The following is a 1,319-nucleotide window of genomic DNA, read 5'->3' as shown; positions in this document are numbered from 1 at the left end:
CGAGCAGGATCAGCCTCGGCGTTCCATCTCCTCAAATGATGGCTCGAATACGGCGCCCGGCGAAGGTAATGGGCAGCATAATTCCGGTCGACAGAACCCGGATGGCGAAATGGGGCAGGAAAACCCCTAGCGCCCGGTTCCCAACTTCGTTGGTCCGGCAGTGACCTTATTCTTGGTTTCCCGTATAACCATATATGCAGATGAACATATATATGTATAGCTTTATATATGGTTATACGGGTTTATGTTTTACAAGTTGGAAGGTGCGGAGCCTATAAAGCTGTAGTGGGCGGGCAATAGAGGTATTACCGACCAGCAATAACCTTGCCCGGATACCCTAAGCTGCGGTAGTGCTAAACTGCCTGCCGCTACCTTGATTCTCGAAATGAGCACGGCACGGCGCGAGTAGACTGGTAGTATGCTCAGCAAACTACGCTCCATACGTCCCGATGCGCTCATTATTATGCTCATTACCGCCGTTATTACGGCGATTATAATTCCCGCGCGCGGGGACTTTGCCGACTGGTTTGCCACCGGCACCAAGTGGGCTGTGGCGCTGCTGTTCTACCTGTACGGGGCGCGCCTATCCACCACCGAGGCCATAGCCGGACTCAAACACTGGCGCCTCCACGTGCTCATTCTCACCTGCACCTTCGTGCTTTTCCCGCTCTTTGGGTTGGCGCTTTTCCCCCTCAAATTCTTGCTCGGGGACGGCCTGTACCTGGGTATTCTCTACCTGTGCCTGGTCCCCTCCACCGTGCAGGCCTCCATTGCCTTCACCTCCATAGCCGGCGGGAATGTGGCCGGGGCTATTGTGAGCGCCTCGCTTTCTAGCATTGTGGGAGTATTAGCAACCCCGCTACTGGCTATGGTGCTTATGGGGGGCGGGCACGTGGAAATATCCTCCGGCATCTTTATAAATATTGCTATTCAGCTCTTTTTACCGTTTTTGGCCGGGCAACTCACGCGCCGCTGGGTGGGAACCTTTGCAGCCAAACCCGCCACCAAATGGCTGGATAAATTCTCGGTCATGATGATTGTCTACTCCGCTTTTTCAGCCTCGGTAGTGCAGGGGGTGTGGACATCCGTCAGTGCCTGGCAGGTGGTGGCACTCGTGGGTGTAGCCGCGATCATGGTGGTATTCATGCTGTGGGGTACCGATACGCTGGCGGCGCGCCTGGGGTTTAATCGTGCCGACCGCATTACCATTCAATTCTGCGGGGCTAAAAAATCCCTCGCCGCCGGACTACCCATGGCAATTATTATTTTTGGCGCCGGCTCGCTGGGGCTGCTCATGCTCCCGCTCATGGTTTTTCACC

At 55.3% G+C, this 1,319-nt stretch carries 1 protein-coding gene; it reads left to right on the top strand.

Going from position 1 to position 1,319, the window contains the following annotated elements; genetic code table 11:
- Positions 1-418: 418 nt before the first annotated feature.
- Positions 419-1,319 (top strand): bile acid:sodium symporter family protein (locus Q4P78_RS08870; RefSeq protein WP_303340011.1); only part of this gene is annotated, 901 nt, incomplete at its 3' end.

The sequence above is a fragment of the Rothia sp. (in: high G+C Gram-positive bacteria) genome (assembly GCF_030540545.1).
GTDB lineage: Bacteria > Actinomycetota > Actinomycetes > Actinomycetales > Micrococcaceae > Rothia.
This window is presented reverse-complemented; position numbering and strand designations above follow the sequence as displayed.